The sequence below is a fragment of the Streptomyces sp. NPDC042364 genome (assembly GCF_056437585.1).
In genome coordinates this window covers 139354-165123 of the sequence record NZ_JBWKAJ010000017.1, presented here as the reverse complement: position 1 = coordinate 165123, position 25770 = coordinate 139354, and the positions used below count along the sequence as shown (strand labels likewise).

The 25770-nt window shown below is 71.5% G+C and carries 16 protein-coding genes; 4 read left to right on the top strand and 12 right to left on the bottom strand.

Annotated elements, in window-relative coordinates:
• The first annotated feature begins 70 nt into the window (after positions 1 to 70).
• Positions 71 to 1117 carry a ketoacyl-ACP synthase III family protein gene (locus tag AC067N_RS28965; protein WP_478681822.1) on the top strand — a complete coding sequence of 349 codons (1047 nt, stop codon included), beginning with the start codon at positions 71 to 73 and terminating at the stop codon, positions 1115 to 1117.
• A 97-nt stretch (positions 1118 to 1214) separates the two neighbouring features.
• Here AC067N_RS28965 and AC067N_RS28960 read toward each other — a convergent pair whose 3' ends face one another.
• The 6 genes from AC067N_RS28960 to AC067N_RS28935 form a co-directional block, all read right to left on the bottom strand.
• A complete protein-coding gene (locus AC067N_RS28960; RefSeq protein ID WP_478681821.1) occupies positions 1215 to 1982 on the bottom strand; it encodes an ABC transporter permease in 768 nt (255 codons plus the stop codon).
• 3 nt (positions 1983 to 1985) lie between these two features.
• A complete protein-coding gene (locus AC067N_RS28955) occupies positions 1986 to 2957 on the bottom strand; it encodes an ABC transporter ATP-binding protein (protein WP_478681820.1) in 972 nt (323 codons plus the stop codon).
• An 80-nt stretch (positions 2958 to 3037) separates the two neighbouring features.
• Positions 3038 to 3820, bottom strand: a complete 783-nt coding sequence (locus AC067N_RS28950) for an NAD-dependent epimerase/dehydratase family protein (protein WP_478681819.1) — start codon at positions 3818 to 3820, stop codon at positions 3038 to 3040.
• Positions 3804 to 5285: an NDP-hexose 2,3-dehydratase family protein gene (locus AC067N_RS28945; protein ID WP_478681818.1), complete on the bottom strand. Its 1482-nt coding sequence runs from the start codon at positions 5283 to 5285 to the stop codon at positions 3804 to 3806. The genes AC067N_RS28950 and AC067N_RS28945 overlap by 17 nt, the downstream gene beginning before the upstream one ends.
• Before the next feature lie 74 nt (positions 5286 to 5359).
• Positions 5360 to 6142, bottom strand: a complete 783-nt coding sequence (locus AC067N_RS28940; protein ID WP_478681817.1) for a 4'-phosphopantetheinyl transferase family protein — start codon at positions 6140 to 6142, stop codon at positions 5360 to 5362.
• Positions 6143 to 6171: 29 nt separating this feature from the next.
• On the bottom strand, positions 6172 to 7023 hold the full coding sequence (locus tag AC067N_RS28935) for a metallophosphoesterase family protein (protein ID WP_478681816.1): 852 nt from the start codon (positions 7021 to 7023) through the stop codon (positions 6172 to 6174).
• 293 nt (positions 7024 to 7316) lie between these two features.
• Here AC067N_RS28935 and AC067N_RS28930 point away from each other — a divergent pair, with 293 nt between their 5' ends.
• Entirely contained in the window at positions 7317 to 8084 is a 768-nt protein-coding gene (locus tag AC067N_RS28930; protein WP_478681815.1) for a thioesterase II family protein, read from the top strand.
• Positions 8085 to 8137: 53 nt separating this feature from the next.
• On the opposite strand, the gene AC067N_RS28925 is transcribed toward AC067N_RS28930, so the two are convergent.
• From AC067N_RS28925 to AC067N_RS28900, 6 genes are all read right to left on the bottom strand, one after another.
• Complete coding sequence (locus AC067N_RS28925; protein WP_478681814.1) at positions 8138 to 11020, bottom strand: ATP-binding protein; 2883 nt, start codon at positions 11018 to 11020, stop codon at positions 8138 to 8140.
• 70 nt (positions 11021 to 11090) lie between these two features.
• On the bottom strand, positions 11091 to 13634 hold the full coding sequence (locus AC067N_RS28920) for an AAA family ATPase (protein WP_478681813.1): 2544 nt from the start codon (positions 13632 to 13634) through the stop codon (positions 11091 to 11093).
• Entirely contained in the window at positions 13631 to 16402 is a 2772-nt protein-coding gene (locus AC067N_RS28915; RefSeq protein WP_478681812.1) for a helix-turn-helix transcriptional regulator, read from the bottom strand. The genes AC067N_RS28920 and AC067N_RS28915 overlap by 4 nt, the downstream gene beginning before the upstream one ends.
• A 552-nt stretch (positions 16403 to 16954) precedes the next feature.
• The gene (locus AC067N_RS28910; protein ID WP_478681811.1) at positions 16955 to 17770 is read right to left on the bottom strand and encodes a sensor histidine kinase; all 816 of its coding nucleotides are present in this window, start codon (positions 17768 to 17770) and stop codon (positions 16955 to 16957) included.
• Between the two features lie 766 nt (positions 17771 to 18536).
• Positions 18537 to 20015 (bottom strand): sensor histidine kinase, encoded by a 1479-nt coding sequence (locus AC067N_RS28905; RefSeq protein ID WP_478681810.1) that lies wholly within the window; start codon positions 20013 to 20015, stop codon positions 18537 to 18539.
• 2 nt (positions 20016 to 20017) lie between these two features.
• Positions 20018 to 20743 carry a response regulator transcription factor gene (locus AC067N_RS28900; protein ID WP_478681809.1) on the bottom strand — a complete coding sequence of 242 codons (726 nt, stop codon included), beginning with the start codon at positions 20741 to 20743 and terminating at the stop codon, positions 20018 to 20020.
• A gap of 291 nt (positions 20744 to 21034) precedes the next feature.
• On the opposite strand from AC067N_RS28900, the gene AC067N_RS28895 reads away from it, so the two are divergent.
• Positions 21035 to 22237, top strand: coding sequence for a PucR family transcriptional regulator (locus tag AC067N_RS28895; RefSeq protein ID WP_478681808.1), 1203 nt, complete (start codon positions 21035 to 21037; stop codon positions 22235 to 22237).
• Between the two features lie 689 nt (positions 22238 to 22926).
• On the top strand, positions 22927 to 25764 hold the full coding sequence (locus AC067N_RS28890; RefSeq protein WP_478681807.1) for a carbohydrate-binding protein: 2838 nt from the start codon (positions 22927 to 22929) through the stop codon (positions 25762 to 25764).
• Positions 25765 to 25770: the final 6 nt, after the last annotated feature.

Sequence of the window (25770 nt, the reverse complement as noted above, 5' to 3'; positions counted from 1 at the left end):
CTGCATACGACACGACATCGCCCACGACACTCCCGTCACGACACTCAAGACTCAAGGAGAACAGCCACAGATGAAGACGAACGGCGTCTACGTCGACACGGTCGGGGTCTACATCCCGGAGCGCCGGGTGACTGTCGAGGAGGCCGTCGAACAAGGGCTCTACGACGAGTTCTCCATCCAGTACGCGACCGGGCTCACCGCCGCCTACATCGCGGGAGACATGCCCGCCCTCGACATGGCCGTGGGCGCGGCCCGGCACGCGTACGAGCGCTCCGACCACGAGATCGACGACCTCGACTTCCATGTCCACTGCACCGCCGTGCAGCACGGCCCCGAGGGGTTCTACCCGCCCGGGTACGTGCTGCGGGAGCTGGGAGCGAGCGGGGTGGCGAGCACGGACGTGCGCCAGCACTCCAACGGCCTGCTCGCCGGGATCGACGTCGCCGTGGGTCGGCTGACGGGGGCAGCGGGCGCCGAGAGCGTGCTGGTGACGGCTGCGGAGAACTTCACCAGCCCGCTCATCGACCGGTGGCGCGGCTTCGGCACCGGATTCACCGCCAGCGACGGGGGCGCCGCCGTGCTGCTCAGCAGCGAGGGCGGGTTCGCGGCGCTGCGGGCGGTGAACTCCGGCACCATGCCCGAGCTGGAGCAGTGGCATCGCGGTGAGGAGTCGCTGCTGCCGTTCCGCGGGGAGGAACGCAAGGCCTCCGGCACCATGGAACTGCTGATGTACTTCAACCAGCACGTGATGCCGCTCGACAAGTGCATGGAGATGATTCGCGACTTCGAGCTGGACCTGGTGCACCGCTCGCTGGTGGACGCGGGGCTGAACGCGTCGGACCTGCGCTGGGTGGTCGCCGCGAACAGCGACTCCCTCATGGTCGAGCAGACGAAGATGCAGCCCCTGGGTCTGCCCATGTCGCGCTCCACCGCCCACTTCGGCAAGGAGTACGGTCACATGGGCGCCTGCGACATGGCGGTCTCCCTGAACCATCTGCTCGTCAACGGGCTGGTGGCCCCGGGTGACAACATCCTGATGACGACGTCGGCGGCCGGCTGGGTGTCCACCTCCGCGGTGCTCACCATCCTGGAGATCCCGGACTGGGTCCGGTCCTGAGGTTCCTGGGCGCCCGCAGCCGCGCGGGTGGCGCGGAGACCACCGGACCCGGCACCACGTGGTCGTGGTGCCGGGTCCGGTGTCGTCGGCTCCGGGGTCAGGCGTCCCGGCGGCGCAGCACGAGATACCCGCCGAGCAGCGCCGCGGCCACCCACGCCAGCATGATGACGAGCCCGCCCCCCGCCCCGTAGGGCAGGTCAGACTTCGGCACCACCCGCACCATCGCCGCACCCGCCTGGTCGGGCAGGTACTCGGCGACCTTCTTCGCGCCCGGCACCGAGGCCAGGATCTGCGTGATGAGGAAGAAGAACGGCATCAGGATGCCCATGGACACCATCGAACTGCGCAGCATGGTCGCCACGCCCATGGAGAACACGGCCATCAGCGTCATGTAGAGCGCCGCGCCGAACGTCGCCCGCAGTACGTTGTCCGCGCCGAGAGTGGTGCTGTGCGATCCGAGCGCGGCCTGTCCGGCGAAGAAGGTCACGAAGGTGGTGGCCAGGCTGACGACCAGGGCCGCACCGGTCGCGACGGCGACCTTGCTGAGGTAGAAGACGCCGCGCCGGGGAACCGCCGCGAGCGAGCTGCGGATCGAGCCGGTGCTGTACTCGGAGCCGATCACCATGACCCCGAACGCGATCATCGCCAGCTGGCCGAGGAGGCCGCCCGTGAAACTGGTGCCGGCGGGGTCGAAGGCGAGCTTCTCCTGCTCCGAGAGGCTGTCGTAGTCGGCGTTGGACAGGGCGCTCACCAGCGTGCCGAAGGCCACGGTGACGCCGAAGGCGGCGAACAGGGTCCACCCCGTGGAGCGGACCGTGGTGAGTTTGGCCCACTCGGAGCGCAGGGTCGCGGTGGGTGCGGACATGGGTCAGGACTCCGTTTCGGTCGGCTGCGGCGCGTTCGTACCGGCGCTCGACAGAGCGTCGGCGGAGGCGGGGGCGCCCGTGCGGTACTCGGCCGTCTCACCCGTCAGGGCGATGAACGCCTCTTCCAGGGAGGCGTGCTGAGGGCTCAGCTCGTGCAGCGGGACGCGGTGCTCAAGGGCCAGTTCCCCGAGCCGCTCCGCCGGGGCGTCGGTCACCTCGAACGCACCCGAGGCGTTCTCGGTGACGGCGATGCCGGCCGCCGCGAGCACGTCCCGCAGCTTCTCCGGTTCCGGGGTGCGGATCCGCACGTACGAACGGGAGTTGGCGTCGATGAAGTCCTGCATGCCGGTGTCGGCGAGCAGCCTGCCGCGGCCGATGACGACGAGATGGTCGGCCGTCAGCGCCATCTCGCTCATCAGATGGCTGGAGACGAACACCGTGCGGCCCTCCGCCGCCAACCGCTTCATCAGCGTACGGATCCAGTGGATGCCTTCCGGGTCGAGACCGTTGACCGGCTCGTCCAGCATCACGATCTCCGGATCCCCGAGCAGCGCCGCCGCGATGCCGAGCCGTTGACCCATGCCGAGGGAGAAGCCCTTGGGCCGCTTCTTGGCGACCTCGCTCAGACCGACCTCCTGGAGCACCTCGTCGACCCGCGTCAGCGGTATGCGGTTGCTGAGGGCGAGGCATCTGAGGTTGTCGTATGCGGTGCGGCCGCCGTGCATCGCCTTGGCGTCGAGCAGCGCGCCGATGCGGCGCAGTGGTTCACCGAGCCGGGAGTAGGGTTCGCCGTCGATGAGAACGCGGCCCGCCGTGGGACGGTCCAGAGCGAGCATCATCCGCATCGTGGTGGACTTGCCCGCTCCGTTGGGGCCGAGGAATCCGGTGACACAGCCTGGCCGGACGGTGAAGGTGAGGTCGTCGACCACCACCTTCTCACCATACTGTTTGGTCACTCCCGCAAGCTCGATCATGCGTCCACGCTAGGCGGAACAGGCCATTCCGCCTGTGCTCGCGGGGACATGTCCAGGGGTTCCCCCAGTTTTGCGCACGGTCACCGGGAGGGCCGTGCTGTCAGGCCCCCCGACTGGGCGGTGTAGTACGGCAGATAGGCGTCCAGCAACGCCCCCAGATAGTCCGGATCCGGGATCGCGGCGCGGAAGTCGGGCACCAGCCGCCGCAGTCGTCCGACGGACGCCCGGGTGACGGCCGTCGGGCCGGGCCGGTACACGCGCCGGGCCGTGACGCCCAGACGGTCCTCGATCGCGGCCACGATCGCCTCCACGGGTTGCGGGACTCCCGAGGCCACGTTCACCACCTCGCCGTGCACGCCGTCCTCGAGCAGTCTGTCGACGGCGTGCATCAGATCCCGAACGTCCAGCAGGTCGCGATGGGCTCCCTGATGGACCGTCACCTCCCCCTGGGTGATGTGCCGCACGAGCGTGGGCAGCAACTGGTGCGGCCGCTGGTGAGGGCCCACCGCGTGACTCACCCGCAGGATCACGTGCTCGACGCCGGAGGAGCGCACCACGCTCTCCAGCGCCAACTTGTGCCTCCCGTAGGTCGTCGGCGGCCGGAGCGGCCCCGACTCGCTCACCTCTTCGTGCGTGAAGCCGTACATGGAGAACGAGGCGGTGGACAGGAAGAGCAGCCGCCGGCCCTCCAGCCGGCAGGAGTCCAGGACCTCGTAGAGGAGCAGGGCCTCACGGTCGTACTCGGACGGGGCCGTGGTGGCCGTGCTGGAGACCCCGGAGGCGATCACGGTCACGTCGGGGAAGCGGTCCCCGAAGGCCTCCGTCAGATTGCGGGCCAGAAAGCCGTCACCGATGATCCGCACGGCTGCCTCCCGGGCTCGGAGGGACGGACCCGGTTGCGTGGGCTCCCGCACGGTGCGGGCCGGACCGCGACCCCATGACGCTGCGCAGCGCCGCGACCAGTGTCCGTGCCTGCACGTTGACATAGTGGCTGTACTTCAGCAGCTCCCCGAGCTGACGCAAAGTCACCCACCGGTAGCCGTCCGGAACATCCGCGAGGGCGCCGTCGTCCGCCTCGATGACCAGATACCGGTTCTGCGCGTTCAGAAACCGGCCGCCCTCCTCCGACAGCACCGTGTCGAACAGCACCCGCTCCGGGCGCACCCCGGTCACCAGGTCGAGGAAGCGGGGGCGGTCCGACTCGGGCAGATGGGCGTAGTTCTCCGGCGTGCACTGCACGGTGGGGCCGAGTTCGACGACATCCAGATAGCCCGGCTCGAGCCGCGCCTGCATCAGACAGTGCGGCACGCCGTCGATCCAGCGCACCAGCATGGCCGACACCCCGATGCCGTGCGGTTCGAGCAGCGGCTGCGACCAGGACGTCACCTCCCGCCGGTTGGACAGGACGTCCACCGGCACGATGCTGAAGAACAGGCCCCGCCTGTGGGAGATGCGGTCCTCGGCGCGGAACCAGTCCCGCCCCTCCACCTCGCGCAGGGGCAACAGGGCGGCACTCACGTCCCGTTCGCTCTGCTGGGTGGTGATCCAGCTGCGGATCGCCACGTCCGAGTGAAGGCCCTGGGCCGGGGCGCTCCCGTGCCAGTCCGGCAGGCAGGAGAGCACCGTGCGTGCGTCCATGTTGACCAGATTGTCGTAGTGCAGCAACGCGTTGACCTGACGCAGCGTCAACCAACAGAAGTCCTCGCCCGCCTCCACCTCGGGGCCGACCTCGACGATCATGTTGCGGTTGCGTTTGCAGAAGAACCACGAGCCCTGTTCGGACTGGAGCACATCGGCCAGCACCCGGTGGCCCCGGGCCTCCGGGTCCCGGAAGCAGTCGAGATAGGGCACCGGCGAACCACCGTGCACACGGGTGTAGTTGCTCTTGGTCGCCTGCACGGTCGGGGACAGCTGAACGCCGTTGACGTTGCCCGGCTCGGACTTCGCCTGCATCAGGCAGTGGAGCACCCCGTTGGTCTCGCGGACCGCGATACCGAGAATGCCTATCTCGGGCTGCCTGATGATCGGCTGAGTCCACTCCGGCACGGGACCGAAGTCGGTGTGCACGCGCATGCCGCGCACGGCGAAGAACCGCCCGCTGTGATGCACCAGATCACCGGTTCCCGGGGCGAAGCCCCAGCCCGACATGTCGCCGAACGTGGTGCGGCGCACCACCTGGCCGTGCCTGCTGCGGCGTTGGTCGAACCAGTCGAAGAACTCGACGTCGGACATCACCTCACCGCCCGTGGCCGTCGCGGAGACGGCCAGCCGTGCGGCCAGGAGCGCCTCGCTGTCGGACTCGGGGCCGGTCGTGTTGAGCTGGGGCATCGCTGCCTCTCCATCCGATCGTCATGGTTCGACGCGCCCACGGCAGCCGCGCGGCCCGGGGGCTGCCGCGGTGGTCAGAAAGCGCCGGGGGGAACCCTCCCCCCGGGTACTGACGGCCCTGTGCCCGGCGCGCCGGACACGGCCCGGGCCGCGGCCTGGCCGGCCGGCTCGAAGGGCCCCGGTCCACCGCCCGCGCCGCGCACGGCGGTTGCCAGTGCGGTCAGCACCAGCCCCTCCGCCACCAGCCACCGGCCGGTGAGCTCGGCACCACCGACCGGACCGGCGAACCCCGAGGGCAGCGGCACCAGCAGCCGGGCCTCGAACGTGCCCCCCGCCGCACCGGCGAGGTCCGGATCCCGGGTGAAGCGCAGCCGGGCGTCCTCGAACCCCAGAGGCCGGCGGGCGAGCGGGAACCACACCTTGTAGACCGACTCCTTCGCGCTGAACAGCAGCCGGTCCCAGGGCACGTGCGGTGAGGTTCGCCCCAGCCGGGCGAGATCCGCACGCTCCTCGGGCAGCGACACCGCCTCCAGAACGCCGTCCGGCAGCGCGGCCGCCGTCTCGGCGTCGATGCCGAGCGCCGACAGGTCGGTGCCGCGGGCGACCGCCGCGACCCGGTAGCCGTCACAGTGGGACAACGCACCGACCACACCGGAGGGCCAGCGGGGTTCTCCCTGCGGGCCGGGCAGCAGCGGCACGGCGGGCTGCCCCAGCGCGGCCAGCGACAGACGGGCGCACCGCCGGCCGGTGGCGAACTCGCGCCGGCGCTTGTCGACCGCCCGCGCCACCACCGCCTCCTCCTCCGGGAAAAGCGGCGGGGCGGTCAACTCGCCACGCACCTCAGTCACTTCGACCACGCGCGGCAACAGGCGGCGCATCAGCGGCGTCACCGGGCACCTCGCCGGGGCAGGATCTCGCGCAGCAGCGGATCGGGCATGCCGTGGGCCTGCCACTCGCGGGGGTAGCCCAGCGACACCTCGCGGTGCGGTACCCCGTCGTGCCAGGTGGTACGCGGGATGTGCAGATGTCCGTAGACGACGGTGGCCGCCCGGTAGCGCCGGTGCCAGTCGTGGGTGGCGGTGGTGCCGCACCACAGGGCGAACTCCGGGTACCGCAGGATCCGGGTGGGGTCGCGCACCAGCGGGAAGTGGTTCACCAGCACCGTCGGCAGGCCGGGCGGACAGGCGTCCAGTCGCTCCCGCGTGTACGCCAGCCGTGCCCGGCACCAGGCCGCCCGGTCGGGGTAGGGGTCGCTGTGCAGGAGGAACTCGTCGGTGGCCACCACACCGGCCTTCTCCGCCCGGGCCAGCGCATCGGCGGTGCCGGTGGCACCCGGAGGCAGGAACGAGTAGTCGTACAGCAGGAACAGCGGCGCGATCACCACCGGCCCGTCCGGCCCCGGCCACTGCACGTAGGGGTCCTCCGGGGTCAGCACCCCCAGGGACCGGCACAGTTCGACCAGGCTGCGATAGCGGGCCTCACCGCGCAGGGTCACCGGGTCGTCGGGGTGTGTCCACAGCTCGTGGTTGCCCGGCACCCACACCACGGTGGCGAACCGCTCGGCGAGCAGCCGCAGCACCCACTCCACGTCCGCCGTCAGCTCACCGATGTCACCGGCGACGATCAGCCAGTCGGAGGGCTCGGACGGGCGCAGCTCGCGAACCACGGCGCGGTTCTGCTCATAGGCGACATGCAGGTCACTGACCGCGAAGAGCCTGCCGCCCGTGACCCGGCTCACCGCTTCCGGGCTCCGCCCGGGGCGGTCCGTGGAACCGTGCTGCTGGGCATGGGAACTCCTCGCTAGGGGGCCGGAGCCTCGGATACGCGTCCGGTGCTCAGCTTTATGCCACCGTGCTGTACCGCCACACAACGCGCAGCCGCCCCACAGGCCCAAGAACAGGGGAAACGCCCAGACTTCGAGCCGCTACGGCCGTCACGGCCCCCACGGTGACGGATAGTGGCGGCACACCGGTGGAAGTCCGCCGGTGATCCCGCACACCGATACCCGCTGATACAGGACGGACGAACAGCGTGACTGTTGCCCCCGAAGACGGACTGTGGTGCCGACGGTTCGCCCCGGCCCCCGACGCCGCCCACCGCCTGGTCTGCTTCCCCCACGCCGGCGGCTCGGCCAGCTACTACCGCCCCGTGGCCACCGCGCTCAGCCCGAGCGTCGATGTCGTAGCCGTCCAGTACCCCGGACGCCAGGACCGGCGCCACGAGCCGCTGATCGAAGACATCGGTACGCTCGCGGACCAGGTGCACGAGGTGCTGCGCGGCTGGGACGACCGCCCGCTGACCTTCTTCGGACACAGCATGGGCGCGCTCGTCGCCTTCGAGGTCGCCCGGCGCTTCGAGGACGAGGGCAGCGGCCCTGTACGACTGTTCGCCTCGGGCCGGCGTGCTCCCTCCCGCCACCGCGACGAGAACGTCCACCGCCGCGACGACGCCGGGATCATCAGTGAGATCAAGTCGATGAGCGGCACCGACGACCGGCTGCTCGGCGACGAGGAACTGATCCGCATGATCCTGCCGGCGCTGCGCGGCGACTACCGGGCCGTGGAGACCTACCGGTGTGCTCCGGGCGCCACGGTGGACTGCCCGGTCACCGCGCTCGTCGGCGACAGCGACCCCAAGACCTCGATCGACGAGGCCCGGGACTGGGAGAAACACACCACCGCCGACTTCGACCTGTATGTCTTCTCCGGCGGTCACTTCTACCTCGACAGCCGTGCCGCAGAAGTGCTCAAGGTGCTCGACGAGCATTTCACCCCCTCGGCCGCGCCGCGCGCCGTCTGACCGGCGCCGCGGCCCGTTCACGCTTGCCCGGCGACCTCCGGCCGGCCCCGCCGTCAGGCCGCTCCCTGAGGGCGGATCGCCTCCACAGGCCGAGTCGACGCGTCCCCCGGCTCGTACAGACCCGCGTCCTCGAGCGCGCTCGCCAGCCCGGAACGGCCGGAGGTCGACATCTTGCGGTAGCAGTTGGTCAGATGCTTCTCCACGGCCCGCCGGGAGACCCCGAGCGCATCCGCGATGGCCTGGTTCGTCAGCCCCTCCACGGCCATCTGCGCCACCATCCGCTCGGTCGACGTCAGCCGCCCCCGGGTCGGAACGCCCACCGCCTCCGGGCCCAGCATCTCCTGGGCGCGGGCCCCGATCCGCGCGGCTCCGCACTCCACGGCCAGCTCGTACGACGTGCGCAGCGCCGCCTGCGCCTCCGCGGCATGACGTGGTGCCACCGCCTCCGCGAGCCGCAGCAGGACCGACGCCCGCGTGAGCAGATCACCGGACTCCTCCAGCACCCCGGCGGCCTCACGCAGCCACCTCGCCGCCGAGGGCCCGCCCGTCACGGCGGCGTGGAGCGCCAGGGCGCGCCCCAAACTCGCCGGGGCACCCCATGCCCTGGCCTGCTCCAGGTGCCGCTCGGACAACTGCTCGGCCCGCTCGGACTCGCCCATGCGGTGCAGCGCGCGTGCCGCCCAGTACGCGGACGGCGCCAGCACCGGATTGCGCCAGCCGACCCGGTCCAGGGCGTATTCGGCGTCGAGGAAGTGCTCCACGGCCATGCCCGGCTCATGCCGCCGCTCCGCCTGCATGCCCCGCATCATGGTGAGCAGTCCGGCGAGCACACAGTTCTCGTGCACCCCGCGGATCCGCTCCGGCAGCGCCTCGACCAGCTCCGGCTCGCGGGTCCGCAGCGCCACCATGACCGAGGCGATGATCGAGAGCGTGCTCGCCTCCTCGGGGCCGGACACAGCGAGGGCCCGCACCGCCCGTTCCCGCGCGGCCGCCAGCCTGCCCTGGGCGAGCAGGACCAGAGCCTGTTCGCTGAGCACCACCGACTGCTCCAGCCGGCCGCCCCGGCGTTCCGCGTCGGCCAGGGCGGTGTCCAGCCAGGACATCAGTCCCGTGACCGAGTCCGCGGTCACCGCGACCGGCACCATCAGCGGAAGCATGGTGTGCACGTGGGCCGCGCTCGCCGGCTCGTGTTCCCTGACCCGGCCCGCGAGGGCGCTCACCTGAGCGGCGGGCAGCGTGGTGGAGACCGCCGCGGTGTACGTCAGTGCCATCAGCAGCTCCCGCTCCCCCGGGTGCGTCATCGACGCTCGCGTGCCCAGCTCGGCCAGCCGGTGCGCGGCCGACGCGATCACCGACGGGTCGAGGTCGCAGAGGTGATGGAGACGGGCCTCCATGCGCAGCTCCAGCAGACCGTGGTCGTCCGCCCGTACCTGCGTGGCGGTCAGTTCCCGTGCCGCCTGCCGCATCGCGTCCCCGAGCGACAGCAGTGTGGCACCCGTCGCCACCGGGGTGAGGGTCAGCAGCGCCTCCGCGCGGGCTCGGGCGTCGGGCAGCAGAGGGAGCGCCTGGGTGATGTGCCGCACGGCCACCGACGGCGCGAAACTGCGCTCCGCGGTCGCCAGTTCCACCAGCAGCACGGCTCGCTCCTCGCCGTGCGGTGGAAGGTCGAGCAGCGCCCGGCGCAGATAGCGTGCCGCCGTTTCCGGGGCGCCGCGCCGCACCGCGGCATCGGCGGCGTGGCGCAGCGCCACCACCGACTCGTCGTCCAACGGCACGGTGCTGGCGAGGAGATGGCCGGCCACCCGCTCGGGCGTGCTGCCCCGGTAGCGCAGCAGTGCGGCGGCACCCAGGTGCAGACGGTTGCGTTCGCCCGGCGGCATGCCGTCCTCGATCACCTGGTGCACCGCCCGATGCGCCAGTCTGAGCGTGGAGCCCTCACGGACGACCAGCGTCAGCCGGCGCAGCCGCGCGAGACCGGCCTCCAGGTCCACCCGGTCCAGCCCGGCCAACTCGCCCACCACCTGCGGGTCCGTACCGTCGCCGAGAACCTGCAACGCACGCGCCACGGCCAGGACGGAGGCCGGCTGTTCCTGAAGACTCAGCGTCAGCCGCCGACGCAACGCCGGTGGCACCAGCGTGGCCACCTCGGCGGCCCCGGCCGCCACCGGGGCGATGCCGCGGGACTGGCATTCCTGGAGCAGCGACACGAGGTGCAGGGGATTCCCGCGCGTGACGTCGTGACAGACGGCCGTGAACTTCGGGTCGCCCGGTACACCCAGGCGCTGCAGGATCATCGCGTCGACCGACGCCGCGCCGAGCGGGGCCGGGAACAGCGTGTGCTCGGCGGCGGCGATCGGAGGGAGCCCGGGCGGCTCCGCGGCGGGCTCCCCCTCACAGACCGTCGCGGCGACCAGGATTCCCCGGTGGGGCACCTGCCGCACCAACTGGTCCAGCCAGTCCAGGGTGCCTTCGTCCGCCCAGTGCAGATCATCGATGAGGAGGACCGGAGTGCGGTCCTGGCTCATGTTCTCCACCAGGGACAACAGGGCCCGCACCGTCGTCGTGGTGTGCTGCCGGGGCGACTCCGGGTCGCCATGGAGGAAGGCCAGCGCGGGCCGCGCCGGCCCCGAGCCCCATCGACCCACCAGCGCACCGGACTTGACGACGGGTTCCAGTAGCTGCCGGGTGACACCGAGAGCGAAGGAGCGTTCCGCGGGGGCGGCGTAGGCACGCATCACCAGGGGCCGGGGAAGCGCCGCCGACCCCGTTGTCGGGCCGTCGGTCAGGCGCACGGCGAGTTCGGCGATCTCCGACAGGACCGCGGACTTGCCGATGCCGGGCGGCCCGCTGATCACGACCATGGATCCGTTGCCGTGTGCGGCGCGCCGGAGGGCGTCCGCCGCCGCCTTCAGTTCGTTCTGCCGCTCGAGCAGCATGCCAGCGGCCTCCTTGCACGGTGTGATGAAGCTTGAGGGGGGTTGGATGCGAGGCGTGGGGTGCGCGCGATCATGGGCCCATCGGAGTCCCGCCGTCCTGGTTGCCCGATCCGGGTGAGGCGGTCTCCGCCCGTGCCCCGCGACGCGCCCCGGCAGCCTCCCGGGCGACCACGGTCCGCACGTATCGCCGGGACGCGGCTGTGGGGCCCAGCCGGCGCACAGCGTGCTCGCTCAGCCGTGCCGCCTCCGGCGCCGGGGAGCCGAAGGCACGGCGCACATCGGCCCAGGCCACGGCGGAGTCGGTGCCCCACCGCCTGGCCAGCCGTGACTCCTCCGCGAACAGCTCCGCCGCCCGGTCGTTCGCACCACAGCCCAGGTGGGCCAGGGCCGCCAGCGAGCGCCAGGCCACCAGCCCCGGGTTGGCCCACCCACGGGCCGACATACGCCGCCCGCACTCCTCGGCCTCGCCCAGCGCCTGCCGGGGACGCCCTTGGCAGAGGTACAACTGAGCGCGGGCGTACAGCAGATGGATCCAGGCGTCACTCTCCTCGGCCCCGGGCTCCACCTCCTGGCGGGCCAGCCGGTCGGCCTCCGCGTACCGCTCCCGCGCCACCAGGAGGCGGATCTCCAATGACCGCAGAAGGGAGAACCGCGTGGGATCCCACACCTCGGCCGACGCCAGGGAACGGCAGGACGCGAGGTCGTGCAGGGCGGTGTCCGGGTCACCGGCCTGAAGGCTGAGCTGGGCGCGCAGCAGGCGCCCCCACACCACCAGCGCGGGGCTGCGGCGGCGTCCCGCCTCGGCGAGCGCGACGTCGAGGGCGTCGCGCGCGGTGTCATGGGCGTCCGCGACGGACAACGCGCAGCAGACGGCGAACCGGGGGAGCAGTGCGTCGTCGAGCGGCGCCCGCAGGGCCTCCAGACACATCGCCCGCACCGCGGCCGCGTCGTGACCCCGCACCGTCAGCCGCCACACCCGCGCGGCGAGGTCGGCCGAACCGACAGCGGAACCGGGCTCACCGTCGACGGCCGACTGGGCACCGGATGCCGCGCCAGACCCGGCGTGCAGGGCGTTCCCCGGCCGGTTCCGGCCCTCCGTCCCCGGGGTCTCCGCCGGCGACGTGCAGCACGTCCTGAACGACACCGGCAGCATGGCATGGGAGGCGAGCCGGCCGGCCAGGAGATCCTCGGCGGCCGCGCGCACGCGCGGCCGCGCCTGCGTGCCGCACAACAGTTCCGCGAGCCTGCGGTCCGCGGCCTCGGGCGCGGTCATGGTGTACGACTCGGCGGCTTCCAGGAGCACTTCCGCGCGCTCCGCGGGGTCCAGCGGCTCGCGCAACGCCCGCTCCAGCAGCGCGGCCGCCTCGGCGTGCCGGCCGCGCGAGAGCAGGAGGCGGGCGGCACGCCGCAGCACCGGCGGCACCCAGGGCTCGCCCAGTGGCACGGTGTTCAGCAGCAGCGCGGCCAGCGCTTCGTCGTCGGCGTCACAGCGGTGCGCCCAGCGGGCCGCCTCCGCGTGCAGCCGCTTGCGTTCGTCGGCCGCCAGGCCGGTCAGCAGACCTGCCGTGGAGCCCGTCATCCTCAGCCGCGGCGGATCACCGGCGTCGATGAGGCCCTGTACCCGCAGTGTCCTCAGGGTGCCCACCACTTCGGCTTCGTCCAGTCCCACCAGAGCGGCGACCCGTTCCACCGGTAACAGCCCCTGGCCGACCGCCAGACCGCGGAGCAGCGCGAGCGGGCGCTCGGGCAGCTTGGCGGCCGACTCGGTCGCCCGGTCCCGGTGCGCGGCGTCGGTCTCCTGGGAGAGCGCCGCCCACAGGCCGACGGAGGACACCAGGGCGGGATCGCGTCGCAAGGCGTCCATGGAACGCATGATCACCCAGGGACTGCCGCCGGTGAGGCGGCTGACACCGTCCCACCAGACGTCCTCCGACGTCGGGGGGACGGGCAGCTCCGACGCGGTGTACAGGGCGTGGACCGCGGGCGCGCCGAGCGGTCCGAGTTCCAGCAGCAGCCCGCGGCCGTCGGGCGACGCGGCCGCCTGGTCCAGGAGTTCGGCGCAGGCGTCGGGGAACTCGCCGTGGGCACTGGTGACGGTCAGCAGCACCCCGAGCGGCGCCGAGCCCAGTCTCCGCAGCAGACCCGCGACTACCTGCACCGATTCCGGGTCCGCCCACTGGACGTCGTCCAGGGCGATCAGTGTGGGCCGGTGCGCGGCCGCCATCAGGGAGCGGCACCACGCCGGTAAGGAGTCCTGCGCGGACGGCTCCCCGGCGAGGGCCGAACCGCCCGCCGGACAGCGGCTCGGCCGCAGTTGTCCCACGAAGGAGTACGGGGCGGGCGAGGACGGGGCGGTGCCCAGCGCGCTCAGCACGTGCACACCCGCGGCCCTTGCGAAGGCCATGCCGCGTCGCAGCAGGCGGCTGCGTCCGGAGCCCGGGACGCCGTGGATCACGGTCACGGCGGGATGCCCGAGGGCGAGTCGGTTCATCATGCGGAGCAGCACCGCCTGCTCGGTTTCACGGCCGTACAGCGGCGTGAATCCGTCCAGGGTGGCCAGCTTGAGCCGGAAAGGACTGGAGGACGCCGTCAGGCGCTCCGGTGTGGTGTTCATCGCTCCTCGTCACCGGCCCGGGGCTCGGGGGTTCCGGAGGCGGCCCGCAGGACGCCCACGAGATCCTCCCGGCCGCTCACGCCGAGCTTCTGATAGGCGTGGGTCAGGTGCAGTTCCACCGTGCGCCGGGTGATGTAGAGCGTCTCGGCTATCTCCCGGTTGGAGTGGCCGGCCATCGCCAGGGCGGCGACTCTGCGCTCCCGTGCCGTCAAGGCGTCCTTCGGGCGGCCGCTGAGCTGACGGGGCCGCCCGCCCGCCTCCGCGAGCCGGACCCGGATGCCGGTCGCGGCGTTGCCCGCCCCGCACCCGAGCATCAGGTCCAGCGCGGTCCGCAGCCGGGGCCGGGCGGCCAAGGGGTCGCCGGCGTCGAGCAGGGCGGCCCCCAGCGCGTACTCGGCGCGTGCCCGCAGCAATCGCGCGGGGGATTCGGCCAGTCGCGCGCAGGCGTCGTCGAGGAGCCGGTGTCCCGCGCGGCCCGGGGTGGCCAGCCCGCGGGCCAGTAGCGCCAGTCCGGCGCCGCGCGGGGTGTCGGAACGGGTGACACGTGTTGCCGCGTGGGCGGCGACCTGCCGTGCCTCGGCCGGACGGCCCAGCTCCGCCAGCAGGTCGGCGGTCTCCAGCCACCACGGCAGCACCAGCGGGGACTCGGGGCTCTCCGGGCCCAGCGCCCTGCCGCTGGCGCGCAGTGCTATCAGTGCCCCGCGCAGGTCGCCGTGCGCGCGTCGCACGGCCGCCGTCGCCCACCGGTGAAGGGGCTGGACGTAGGACAGCCGTCGCACATCGGATCCGCCGACCTGGGCGAGGACCGTCGCGGCGGTGGCGATGCTGCCGCGCTGGGCGAGGATGTAGGCGAAGACGACGGCGGACATGACCGCCGGGCTGTCGCCGCGTCGGCGTTCGAGTTCCAGGGCCTGTCGGCTGTCCCGTTCGGCCGCGGGCAGGTCGCCCGTCGCGGCCAGCACCAGAGCCCGGACCGTGAGGGCCTGGATCCGGCTCGGGCCGAGTTCCCCGCGCAGCGGGTTGCCGAGAAGGCGGTCGAGCGTGCCGAGGGCCGTGGTGCTGTCGTCGGCGAGGCCCGCGACCACGGCGGAGGCGATGAACGACAGGTCGTCCAGCGAGGTGCCCGAGGCGCCGACGACGAGACCGGGGTGCTCGGACACGGGACGGCCGCTGAGCGCCGACAGCGCGGCGTGGGCCAGCCGCAGCCGACGGTTGCCGGGATTGTTGTCGCCGGGCTCACTCGATGTCCGGGGGCGCTCCTTCACCCAGTGCATGGTCCGCGGGTCCAGTGCTCCGCTGAGCAGGAGGGCGGATTCCAAAGCGGCGCGCGACTCCAGCGGAACGGTGACCTGTGCGGGACCGGGCCGGCGGTCCAGCACGCCGGCGAGCAGTACGGCCGCCTCGTCCCCGCGGCCGAGCAGGACGAGCGTGTCGGCGTACCGCAGGGCCAGTTCGGCGAGTTCGTGTCCGTCGGTGCTGCTCGCCAGGAGCACGCTGAGGTGGTGGACGGCCAGCTCCGGCTCGACGGTGCTGAGGGTGTCGGCCAGCAGGGCCCTGATCCGGCGCAGCGTGCGGGTGTTCTCGTTCTCACCGCCGCCGATGTCCAGCGCGTGGGAGAGGTACCGTACGGCGGCGCTCGGGGAGTCGGCGGCCAGGGCGGCGCTGTAGAGAGTCTCCAGCATCCACGGTGCGGCCCCGTACCGGATCCGCAGGAGGACGCGTGCCACTTGGGTCGGCGGGCGGCCGGCGTCCTCCAGCAGCCGGGCCGCGCGGGCGTACAGCGGAATGAGTTCATCGCTCGACAGGCCGGCCGGTACTTCGTCGGCGGGGCCGCCGGACCCGGCTCGCGCGCCGTCGAGCGGCAGGATCCGGCGTTCGGCGAGATGGTCCAGCGCCCGTCGGACGGCCGGCAGCGGAAGACGGATCAGCTCGCTGACCAACTCCGGTTCGGCACAACCGAGTACGGCCACCGCGGACAGGACTGCGGAGGCGGAGGAGGGCAGCGGTCCGGCGCTCCGCGGCGTCGTGCGGTCCGCCCCCGGCTCCTCGCCCTTCGCCCAGGCCGCGCCGAGGTACCGTGCGATGAACGCGTGGACCGCGGAGGGTATGCCTCCGGACTGCTCCCGGCACGCGCGCGACAGTGCGGCGCAGGGTTCGTGTCCCAGCCTCTGTGCGAGCAGTTCGGTGATCTCGGCGCCGGTGAGGGGCCTCAACTCCCAAGCGGTCCAGGTGTGGTGGGTGAGCAGGGAGGCGAGGGCGGGCGGCTCGGGAACGGGGGACACCGTGATCACCGGCATCAGGGGCAGTCCGACGGATCTGCGCAGGACGTAGTCGAGCGCGCGCAGCGACTGCGGGCGGGGCAGGTGAGCGTCGTCCATGGCCAGCACCACGGGTCCGCGCCGGCAGAGCTCCACCACCGTCTCGTGAAGCTGATGGCACGACAGAGGGCGGTCGCCGAGCGGCGACCGGGCGAGTGCCGTCTCGTTCTGCACGGCACCGGCCCCGTCGCACCAGGTGCCGTCCGGAGGGCCGGCCCGCAGCACGGAAGCCGACGCCCCCGCGAGGCCGCAGAAGGCTGCCAGTAACGCGCTGCGGCCTATTCCGGTCGGTCCGGTCAGCACCACGCCGGGGGGAGGGCCGGAGTCTGGCCGGGGGATGTGGTGGATCAGCGCCGAGAGCAAGGTGGACCTGCCCAGCAGGAGGGGTTCGGCCGGGATGTCACCCTTGCGCGGCGATCGAGGGGCCGGTATGGCCGAGGTGAGGTTCACGGGGGCCACCGAATGTTCTGTGCGGGACGGCGGGGAGGGGAGCGGAGCCGCGCGGTGGGCGTAACCGCATAAGGGGAGGCTGGAGGTCACGGTGGCCCAGGGGTGGCGGGCGCAACGCGCTCACCGCTTTGTAGGCGGCTTTCAGTGTCCTGTTCCCGGTTCACAATTGTGCGCACAACGCTCTGGATTGTAGCCGATACTCCCTGTCGGTATGTATGTCATGGGAAGGATGCAGTGGCCGGAATGCTCAGTCCGGTGCGAGGGCGGTGCCTGAGAAAGACCGGAATTACCTGCTGGGGCGTGCATTGCGTCCGGTTCATCCAATTCGCGTCGATGTGGATCGGGTGTGAAAGGAACAAGACTGGTGAATCGCCTAGCATATTCAAGTCAATCTCGCGGCATATATCCGCAGGACCGGGTGTAAGGAATTTCCCGTGCGCGGGCCGGTCCCGCCCACGGCTCTTTGCCCGTCCGTGCGACGCCTACCCGCGCGCCTGACCCGGTCGGCGCCGCCCGGGAATTCGGTCGGCGGAGTCAGGTGACCCGGCCGGCTCAGGCGGGCAGCCGAATGCGGAACCACGCGCCCCGATGGCCGGGCTCCAGCGACACCGTCCCGCCGTGCGCGTTGACGATGGCGGCCACGACGCTCAGCCCCAGACCGTTCCCGCCGCCCGTGTCCGGTGCGTGCGCCGCCGCCCGCCCGCCGTGGACGAACCGCTCGAAGGCCGAGCGGCGCAATGCGACGGGGATGCCCGGTCCGTCGTCGATCACCTCGATCACCCGGAAACCGTCCTCGGTGCCCAGCCCCAGAGCGGTGCGCGTGCCGTGGGGCGTGTGATGCCGCACGTTCGCCAGCAGGTTGGCGATCGCCTGGTAGAGACGGTCCCGGTCACCGGTGACCGCGTGGGTGCCGGGGAGGATCGTGAGCCGGATGGGGTGGTGGGGGGAACAGGCCTGGGCGTCGGCCACCGCTTCCCGGCACAGCTGCGCGAGGTTGACCGGCTCACTGGCCAGTGGCTGGCCGAGGTCCAGCCTGGCGAGGAGCATCAACTCGTCCAGGAGTGCGGACATCCGGCGTGTCTCGTCCGTCATACGGTCCATGACCAGGTCGAACTTCTCCAGATCGGCCAGTCCGCCGAGCCGGGCCAACTGGACGTAGCCGGAGATGGCGGTGAGCGGGGTGCGTAACTCGTGGCACGCGGTCGCGACGAACGCCATCACACGCTGCTCGGACTTGCGCCGGGCGCTGCGGTCCCGGTGTATCCGGGCGCTGAGCCCGATCGCCCCCAGCAGCGGCAGCAGGAGCAGCGCCAGCTTCAACGCCGCCGAGGAACCGGGGGCGCGCAGGGACGCGGGCGATGCCGTCATCGCCCCTCGGTATGCGACGCCGATGACCACTGCGGACCGGTCGTCCCGGCCGACGGCGGCGACAGGGTGGAGCGCCGTCGTGTACGTCTTGGCCGGCCTGACCGGAGGCGGCTGCCCTCCGCCCGGCGTCGGCCCGGTGGACAGGACGAAGAGGAGGACCGTGAGGGACAAGGCCCCGACCGCCGCACATCCGTGCAGGACCCGAGCAGAGTTCACTGGGCGAGGCGCCGACACCGCGGTCTCCTCGTAGGTCTCCCGGAGATACACCTCACCGCCCGATCAGGGTGTGCTGCGCCAACGTGACGTGAAAAAGGCTTGCTTGGCGGCACGATACCCAAGGGCCCTCTCCGGTCGGCAAGTCTTCGCTACCCAGAGCCTCACTACGTGTTGTTGATGTCGCCAGGAAGGTCGAACCAGGTGGGGACGGGTGGCACGGGACGGGTGCCGGTGGGCCGCCGGAGTGGAGCGCGGACGGCTCCTTGGCCGCGACGGGCGGTTCCACGGGTGCTCCGGCGCGGCCGCGCGGACGACACCCCCGCCTGACGGCGCTGTGGGGGCGGAGAGAAAAGCACTGATCAACGGCTGTCGTACGCGCGGGAAGCGCCTTGGCCTCGGCACACGTGCCGTCGGTCTGCGCGAACACGGCCGGAGTGTGTGGAACGGGTGCGGGCGTGATCAACTCACGCGCGTGAGTGTAGGTGAATCCCCAGTTTTCCCCGAGGTGCTTGACACCGCCCGGGTTCGTGTGCCGAGCCACCCCCGCGGCTCACTGCGGCGCCTTTGCAGACGTGGCGTCGAGGTCCGGGGCGGCGGGCAGGCTGACGCGGAACCACGCTCCCCGCTCGGAGGGTTCGAGACCGATGGAACCGCCGTGAGCGGCGACCACCGCCGCCGCCACGCTCAACCCCAGCCCGCGTCCCGGAGGGCGAGGCGGGTCCGCATCCGTGGGCTCGGATCTCGACGCGCGGAAGAACGGCTCGAAGATCCGGTCCCGGACGGTTTCCGCGACCCCCGGCCCGTCGTCGATGACGTCGATGACATGGCGGTCACCGTGCCACCTCAGCCGGACCTGGGCCGCGGCCTCCTCGGGAGTGTGGGCCAGCACGTTGGAGAGCAGGCTGTCGATCGCCTGCTCCAGCCTTCGCCGGTCGCCCTCCACCCAGTGCGGAAAGGACCCCACCACGCACCGCAGCGTGCGCCGGGCGCCGGGCACCCGGGCCCGGTTCACCGCCTGCACGCAGAGCTGGGCCAGGTCCACCGGACACTGTTCGAGCATGTTGCCGTGCCCCAGCCGGGCCAGCAGCAGCATGTCCTCGACCAGGCTGTTCAGACGCCGGGTCTCCTTCTGGACGTGCCCCATGGCCTCGTCCAGCCGCCGAGGGTCGTCCAGCCCCCGGAGCAGGGCCAGTTGCGCGTAGCCGGTGATGGTGGTGAGGGGGGTGCGCAGCTCATGACTGGCGGCGTCGACGAGTTCGCACAGTCTGCTCTCCTCCTGCCGGCGGCGCAGTGAGGCCTCCTCGATGCGCCGCAACAGGTAGTTGTACGTGTCGGCGGTGCTCCGCAGCTCGCGCAGCGGCTGCGTCGCCACCGGGACGCGCTCCGAGGGCTCCTCGCTGCCTTCCGCGATGCGCCGGGCGTCGGCCGACATCTCGCGCATGCCGGTGAGGGCCCGGCGACTGCTCCACACGGCCCCCAGGGCCAGCGCCAGGATCAGCGGAATGCCGGTGACGGTCTCGATGCCGACCAGTGTCCGCACGGTCGCCTCCTCCGAGGCCGTCGACCGTGCGGTCACCAGATATCCGCCGTCCGGCAGGCGGTCCACGACGGCCCGAGCGGCTCGGCCCGGTACCGGCAGGGGAGGCTCGACCCCGTCCCGGTCGCGCAACAGCGCCGCCGACGTCGGAAGACTTCGGAGAAGGGAGGGGGGCCCGGTCGACAGGCGGACGACACCCCGGGAGTCGGTCACCATGGACGCGGACTCGCCCCGTTCCGGGTACCAGCTCCGCCCGGCACGCAGCGCCTCCATCCGGAAGCGGTGGCTCTGGACGATCTGCTGGTCGGTGCGTTTCCGGAGGTGGTCCGACACGGCCCACACGTAGTAGACGTCGGAACCGAGCACGCCGAGGGCGGCGATGACGAGGAAACCCCAGGCGAGCCTGCGGACGAGGGGCTTGACGGGGGCCGGAAGGAACGGGGCCCCCCGGTCGCCTCGTCCGCTCCCGGTGGGGCACTCGGCGGTGGACATCGTCAGTCCTCCGTGAGATTTCCGGGAGGTGCCGAGCGCACCAGATAGCCTGCCCCGCGCACGGTGTGGATCAGCGTTTGGTCGGTGTCGCCCAGTTTGCGCCGCAGATAGTAGATATAGGTCTCGACGATTCCGGACTCGCCCCGGAAGTCGTAGCTCCACACGTTGTCGAGCATCTGCGCCTTGGAGATCACCTGGTCGGCGTTCTCCAGGAGGTAGCGCAGTAACGCGAATTCCGTCGACGACAGCTGCACGGGCTGGCCGTGCCGCCAGACCTCACGAGTGTCCTGGTCCAGTTCCACCCAACCGGCGCGCAGCCTGCGGTCGTTGGCCGGCGTCAGCTCACGGCCGCGGCGCATGACGGCCCGGATCCGGGCCACCACCTCGTGGAGGTCGAACGGCTTGGTGACGTAGTCGTCGGCGAGTTCGAGTCCACGGACCTTGTCCGCGACGGCGTCCCGGGCGGTCACGAAGAGGACGGGGGCGTTGACACCGGCGCCACGAAGGCCCCGGCAGACCTCGAATCCGTCCATGTCGGGCAGGACGACGTCGAGCAGAACGACGTCGGGGGCACGGCTGGTCGCCAGGGCGAGCGCTTCGCTTCCCCGGGCGGCGGTGACCACCTCGAACCCGAGGAACTGCAACGCCATGGTGAGCATGGAGGCGATGCTGGACTCGTCCTCCACGACGAGCACGGTCGTTTTCGAGGACCTGTCGCTCTGGATCATCGTATGCGTACCATGAAGTCGGTAAACCCATTGCTGTCGAGATCTGCCGGCGGAATCGAGGAACGGGATAAGTGCTGTCGCCGTCATGATGGCACAGGGATGATCCAGTGGATCGTATTCCGATCGCGCTCTGAGCGGACTTTGATGTACCTCTGATGTTCGTACACTTTCCTGCCTGACATGACCACACACGCGGGGGCGACACCTGACCTTCACCCACTCTTCGAGTCGGAGGGGAACGAGGATGCCGACGAAGTGCTCCGTAGAGTCCGGTGGGAAATCTTCTCGGCCTTGACCGAGGTCGTGTCCGGCCAGGGCGAGTGGAGCTGGCAGAGCGCGGCGCGCATCCGCGCGGAGGGCCGGGCGTGGGCGCGCGGCGGCCGGTCCCTCGACGAACTGCTCGCGATGGTGAGCGGTATGACCCGCCGGCTCATCAACCGGTGCACGGTCGGAGCCCATGACCAGGACGCTCTGATGCACGAGGTGATGGTGCTGCGGCTGGGCGACGCCGGCCGGTTGGTGGGCCGCGAGTTGAACTGCGGCTTCTTCGAGGTGGGGATCGGGGGCGAGGACCCGGAGCCTCCCCGCCGGTCGCTCGCGCAACGCACCCGGGAGACTCCCGAGGAGGCCCGCGCGGTGCTGGCCGTACGAGCTCTGTCGTGCACGATCGCCGACATCGAACGGGTCTTCCGCGGTCTCGCCGTGACGGTGGTGCCGACGTCCGACGAAGGAGCACACGTCCTGCTGCGGGCCGCAGACCAGGAGGAGGCCGTCTCCCTCGCCCGCGAAGCCCACAAGGACCTTCCCGGCGACGTCTGGATCGCCGTCCACTGGCAGGGGCCCGGTCTCGGCGCACCGGGCGGGCGGGTGGCCCCCGAGGAGGGCGGGGTGTCGGTCGCCGACGGTATCTGCGCCACGCTTCTGGCCCTTGAGTGCCCGCCCGGGGTGTACGGACTCGACGACGTCCTGGTCGAGTACAGCGCGACGGAGACCCCGGCCGTTTCCGAGCGGCTTCTCGAAATGGTCGAGCCGTTGGACGAGCAGCCCGTTCTCTGGGAGACCCTGACCGCCTTCATCGCCGCCGACGGCGTCCGTCACCGTGCGTGTGAGCGGCTGGGCATCCACCGCAACACGCTGGACCGCCGCCTGCAGCGGATCGGCCTGCTCACCGGCCAGCGCCTCGACGGACTGCGCGGCCTGTGCACACTCCGCGCGGCTCTCGCCGTCGTCGCGGTCACCCGGCTCCAACGCACCGCCGCCCGGACCTGGTCCGAACCGACGGCGACGACGGGCACCTGGACCGCGCAGGACACCCCTGACCTGGGCGACCACCAAGCCGTCCCGGACGGCCCGCCCGCTCTTGGCGCCGGGGCGACCCGCCCGCGCGTCCCGGCCCTTGACCGCCCGTCCCCCCAACCGCCGCTGTACAAGGCGCCGTCGGCCCGGGCCGGCCACGGCTCCACTTCCGTCACCACGGCCTGCGCTCCCCTTTGACCGGGCGGGCTCGGCCGTCGCCGACGCGGCAGACTGCCGCGTCGACGGAATCACTGGTGAAGCGGCATGGGCGTAGGTGCGCGTGTCCTGGTGGCGGCATCGCGGATCGGACGTGCGCCGCGAAGGGCGCCTGGCGGGTATGCGTCCAGGCCAGGCGCCCTTGATCCGCGTCCTGGAAGAAGCCCGGCATCTTCGGCGAGTACGACACCGGCAGGTTCTTCGTCTGTTGGTGGTACAGCGGCAACGGCCCGCGCTGCCATGCGTGCTGAAGCCGCAACGCTGATACCACAGGGTGATGCCCGGCCGGGTTGTCGGGGCGGGCGGCGGCGATCACGCACCCGTCTGCGTCCCGCCCATCCGGGATGGGGACGGCTCCAAGTCCTGACAGCGCTCGGGCCCTTCGTGACCCTTCTCCACCACAGACCGAAAGCCCGGCTGGTCCTGAGGGAAGTGTGGACGCAGTGGGCTGAAGTCTCTAGCCTTGTCGGCGGACCATCACGGTCGTCGATGTGACCCGGCAGCGCGGTAGCCATCGACTTCTCCTGTTTCCGAGCTGTTGCCCCCGCTCGGCGTAGTGGCCTGCTGAAGCGCACCTGGCGGGCCGAAGCGGCGACATCCCGCTACGGCATGGGCGCGGCAGCGCGCGTCCCAGGCTTGGCAACCACCTGTCCAGGAGGGACTGCATTGTCATGTTCATGTTAATCGGGAGGGTCGCAGCCGCGCGTTGGCCGGCCATCGGATCGGCTCTGCTCCTGGTCGCGGCCGCTCTCGTCGCGACCTTGTCCGGTGCGACCCCGGCCTCGGCGCACCCGATCAACGCCGCCGACTTCCAGCAGGTCCAACTGGCCCGCGGGGTCGCGGAGGTCGGTGAGCCGATGTCGCTGGCCGTCCTCGCCGACCGGTCCGTGCTGCATACCGCCCGCAACGGGACCGTGCGCCGCACGGATGCGGGCGGCACCACCACGGTGATCGGCACCATCCCCGTGTACTCGCACGACGAGGACGGCCTGCAGGGCATCGGCATCGACCCGGGTTTCGCCACCAACCGGCACATCTACCTCTACTACGCCCCGCCGCTCTCCACACCAGGAGGCGACGCACCGACCACCGGCGGTAACTGGTCGGCGTGGCAGGGCGTGAACCGGCTTTCCCGGTTCACGCTCAACGCCGACTTCACGCTCAACCAGTCCAGCAAAGTGGACATCCTCGATGTGGCGGCCGACCGAGGCATCTGCTGCCACGCCGGCGGAGACATCGACTTCGACGCGGCGGGCAACCTGTACCTGTCCACGGGCGACGACACCAACCCGTTCGAGTCCGCCGGCTATGCCCCGCTCGACGAGCGGACCAACCGCAACCCCGCGTTCGACGCGCAGCGCACCGCCGCCAACACCAACGACCTGCGCGGCAAGATCTTACGGATCAAGGTGAACGAGAACGGGACGTACTCGATCCCCGCAGGCAACATGTTCCCGCCCGGCACGGCCAGGACCCGGCCGGAGATCTACGCGATGGGCCTGCGCAACCCGTTCCGGATGAGCGTGGACAAGGCCACCGGCATCGTCTACGTCGGCGACTACGGCCCCGACGCCGGCGCCACCTCGGCGCGCGGGCCGCAGGGCCAGGTCGAGTTCAACCGCGTCACCGGCCCCGGCTTCTACGGCTGGCCGTACTGCACCGGCACGAATGCCGGCTCCGAGACGTACGCCGAGTGGGACTTCGCCACCAACGCGGCAGGCGCGAAGTACAACTGCTCCGGCGGGCCGACGAACAACTCCCCCCGCAACACCGGCTTGAGCACGCTGCCCCCCGCCAAGGCCGCCTGGATCCGTTACGGCGGCGACGCCGGCAGCCCGCCGGCGTTCGGCGGCGGCTCGGAGTCGCCGATGGCGGGCCCGGTGTACCGGTACGACCCCGACGTCAACTCGCCCACGAAGTTCCCGCAGTCCTTCGACGGGCAGTTCTTCGCCACGGAGTTCGGCCGCGGCTGGATCAAGCCGATCCACCTCAACGCCGACGGCTCCCCGGGCACCATCGACAGCTTCCCCTGGACCGGCAAGCAGGTGATCGACTCGGCCTTCGGCCCGGACGGCTCCTACTACGTGCTGGACTACGGCACCGGTTATTACCAGGGCGACCAGAACTCCGCCCTGTACCGCTTCGACTACGTCGGCGTCGGCAACCGCGCGCCCACGGCGGTGGCCGGCGCCGACCGGACCTCCGGCACGGCACCGCTGACCGTGACCTTCTCCTCGGCCGGCTCGTCCGATCCCGAGGGCGGGGCGCTGACCTATGCGTGGAGCTTCGGTGACGGCACCACCTCCACCGCCGCCAACCCGACGAAGACGTACGACACGAACGGCGACTACACCGCCAGGCTGACCGTGCGCGACCCGCAGGGTGCCACCGGCACCGCCGACGTGCGGATCACGGTCGGCAACACGGCGCCGACCGTGACCATCGACAGACCCGCCGCGGGGGAGATCTTCGCCTTCGGCGACACCGTGCCGTTCAGTATCACCGTGACGGACCCGGAGGACGGCACCGTCGACTGCGCCAAGGTCAAGATGACGTACATCGTCGGTCACGACGGCCACGGCCACCCGATCACCTCGAAGACCGGTTGCTCCGGCACGCTCACCATCCCGGTCGACGGCGAGCACGACGACGCGGCGAACATCTTCGGGGTCTTCGACGCCGAGTACACCGACAACGACGGGCTCACCACGCACACGCAGCACATCCTGCAGCCGAAGCACCGGCAGGCCGAGCACTACAAGACGTCGTCCGGCGTCACCACCTTGGACAAGTCGACCGCCGAGGGCGGCAAGTCCGTCGGCGACATCGAGAACGGCGACTGGATCGCGTTCGAGCCGTACAGGCTGAACAACGCCACGTCGTTCAGTGCCCGGGTGTCGTCAGCCGGCGCGGGCGGCACGTTGCAGGTCCGGGCCGGCTCGCCGACCGGCACCGTCCTCGGCTCCGCAACCGTCCCGGTCACCGGCTCGTGGACGAACTTCACCACCGTGCGCGGCTCGATCTCCGGTGCACCGGCCGGCACCACCACGCTCTACCTGACCTTCACCGGCGGCTCAGGATTCCTCTTCGACGTCGACGCGTTCACCTTCGACACCGGCGAAGGCCCGTCCGCGGGTCCGATCGTGGGGGTCGCGGGCAAGTGTCTGGATGTCCGTGACGGCGGTTCGGCGGACGGGACGGCGGTGCAGATCTCGTCCTGTACGGGGTCGGCGAGGCAGCAGTGGACGGTGACGCCGGGCTCGACGGTCAAGGCGTTGGGCAAGTGCCTGGACGTCAGCGGCAACAGCACGGCGGACGGGGCGAGGGTCCAGTTGTGGTCCTGCAACGGCGGGGCCAACCAGAACTGGCAGACGTCCCAGGACGGGTCGCTGCGGAATCCGCAGTCGGGCAAGTGCCTGGACGTGTCGGGCGGGGGCTCCGCGGACGGCACCCCTGTCCATCTGTGGACCTGCCACGGCGGCGCCAACCAGAAATGGAGCCTGCCCTGATGCCGG